Source organism: Bradyrhizobium genomosp. III (genome assembly GCF_000261705.1).
GTDB classification, from domain to species: domain Bacteria; phylum Pseudomonadota; class Alphaproteobacteria; order Rhizobiales; family Xanthobacteraceae; genus Bradyrhizobium; species Bradyrhizobium ottawaense.
Genome location: NZ_AJQF01000258.1, coordinates 1 through 2,387 on the forward strand (window position 1 = coordinate 1; position 2,387 = coordinate 2,387).

The following is a 2,387-nucleotide window of genomic DNA, read 5'->3' on the forward strand; positions in this document are numbered from 1 at the left end:
TGCCCTCGGCGCGACGGCGCTCGAGGTGCTTGCCTTCGAGCGTGGCGACGCCCGCCGAGTCATAGCCGCGATATTCAAGACGTTTGAGCGAATCCACCAGCTGCTCTGCAACCGGCTCGCGCCCGAGAATGCCGACAATCCCGCACATGCGGATCACTATCCCCCAAATCGTCGAAAAATCGCCTAAACGACGCGCCCGGTTTTTAGCGAAAATCCCAGGGAACCATATACTCAATAATTATTGCGGATTGAGACAGCATGGACCGCAACCTGAGCTTCGCCTGCGTCGAATTGGCCGGCCTTAGACAGCGCACGTTAACTTGTTGTCAATATGTTTGACCAACGATTCCGGTGCAGGAGAGCAAAGCCATGAAAGGCTCGTCCGACCGCAAAGGTCTGTCATCGATGTACTTGCGTGCCAGCGAGACCACGGGCACGCATTTGGCGCATTGGCCGCCGCCCCAGCGCGGCAAGGAAAGCAAGCCGGTCTTCCTGAAGCATCCGGAGGGCGAGCCGGCCAAACGCGCCAAGCCGCGTGGCTGGCGCCTGACCCGCGCGATCTTCTCCGAATTCGCCGACGACGAATAGCGCCTACGGACGAAGACCCTCATGGTGAGGAGCGCAAAGCGCGTCTCGAGCCATGAAGCCCCCGCATCTCGCCCGCGGCCCTCCTTCGAGACGCCCGCTTCCAGTGGGCCCTCAGGATGAGGGCGGAGTGTGCTGCGACACAACAGAATAGTGCCTATTTCTCCGGTTTCTTGCCGCCCGTCTTCAGCTCGCGATAACGCGCAGCGCCGCCTTCGCGGATGGTCTGCTGGTTGCGCTCCAGTGCCATCGCATCGTCAGGCACGTCGCGGGTGATCACCGAGCCCGAGCCGATATAGGCGCCATTGCCGATTTTGACCGGGGCGACCAGCGAGGAATTGGTGCCGACGAAGGCGCCCTGCCCGATGATTGTCTTGTGTTTCTTGAAGCCATCGTAGTTGCAGGTGATGGTGCCGGCGCCGATGTTGGAATTGGCGCCGACGGTGGCGTCACCGATGTAGGAGAGATGATTGACCTTGACGCCGGCCTCCAGTGTCGCCGCCTTGGTCTCCACGAAATTGCCGATCCGCGCGCCGTCGCCGAGCGAGGTGCCGGGCCTCAAGCGCGCATAGGGGCCGATCGAAACGTTCTTGCCAAGCGTGGTCTGCACGATGTGCGAGAACGAGTGGATCACGGTGCCGTCGGCGATCGACACGCCGGGGCCGATCACCACGAAAGGCTCGATCGTCACGTCCTTGCCGAACAATGTGTCGGCGGACAGATAAACGGTCTCGGGCGCGATCAGCGTGACGCCGGCCTCCATCGCCGCTTTCCGCAAGCGCGCCTGCATCACGGCTTCGGCTTCCGCAAGCTGCGCCTTGGTGTTGATGCCGCGCACTTCATCCTCGCTGGTCTCGATCACCACGGACTCCCATCCCTGCTTGCGGACGATTTCGACCGCGTCGGTCAGATAATACTCGCCCTTTGAATTCGCATTGCCGATTTGCCCGAGGATTTCGAGCGCCCGGCGCCCGTCGATTGCCATCACGCCGGCATTGCACAGATCGATCTTGCGCTCCTCTGCGCTGGCATCGGCCTGCTCGCGGATCGCGACCAGGCGTTCGCCCTCGACGATGAAGCGGCCATAGCCGGTGGGATCGGCGGCGCGAAAGCCGAGCGCGGCGATCGCCGCGCCCCTGGCGAGCGGCGCGCGCAGCCGTGCAAAGGTCTCGGCCGAGATCAGCGGCGTATCGCCGAAGGCAACAAGGAGATCGTCCACGCCGCGCCCGATCGCCTCGCGCGCCGCCAGCACCGCATGCGCGGTGCCGAGCCGCTCGGCCTGCACGAAGGTGAGCGCGTCGGGCCGGATGCGCTTTGCCTCGTCCGCGACCGCCTGGTGATCGGGGCCAATCACGACCGCGAGCGAGGTGCCGGTTCCCTGGGGTGCCGCGGCGAGCACGTGGGCGAGCAAGGTCTGGTGGGCTACCGGATGCAGCACTTTCGGCAGGTTCGATCGCATGCGCGTGCCTTCGCCGGCGGCGAGCACGATCGTGAGGCTGGAACGGGCGGTCATCGAAATCCTGTCAGATACGGCCGAATCAATTGGCGCGACGGGCGGGCAGCCACCCTCAAAAGCTCTTGCCTTGCTACCCCCGCAAACGCCCGGAATTCAAGTGCGACACGCTTTTCCTGTTAATGTTCCCTGATTGATTCGGGGAAGCCGGACAGGGCTGGGCACTTAACGTTCATGGCAAAGGATTCCGACCCACTGGCGGATGCCTTCGGCACCAAGGAGACCGGCGGGCTGTTCTCCGGACTTGTGGCCGAGGAAAGCGCGTTCGACCGCCGCATGATGTGGCGGG

General features: G+C 63.7%; 2 protein-coding genes. One reads left to right on the forward strand and one right to left on the reverse strand.

Features of this window, described 5'->3' with window-relative positions; translation table 11 throughout:
• The first annotated feature begins 369 nt into the window (after window positions 1-369).
• Window positions 370-588, forward strand: a complete 219-nt coding sequence (locus IC66_RS0122325) for a hypothetical protein (protein WP_028144547.1) — start codon at window positions 370-372, stop codon at window positions 586-588.
• Between the two features lie 154 nt (window positions 589-742).
• Here IC66_RS0122325 and glmU read toward each other — a convergent pair whose 3' ends face one another.
• Window positions 743-2,098, reverse strand: a complete 1,356-nt coding sequence (gene glmU, locus IC66_RS0122330) for a bifunctional UDP-N-acetylglucosamine diphosphorylase/glucosamine-1-phosphate N-acetyltransferase GlmU (protein WP_038949108.1) — start codon at window positions 2,096-2,098, stop codon at window positions 743-745.
• Between the last annotated feature and the right edge of the window lie 289 nt (window positions 2,099-2,387).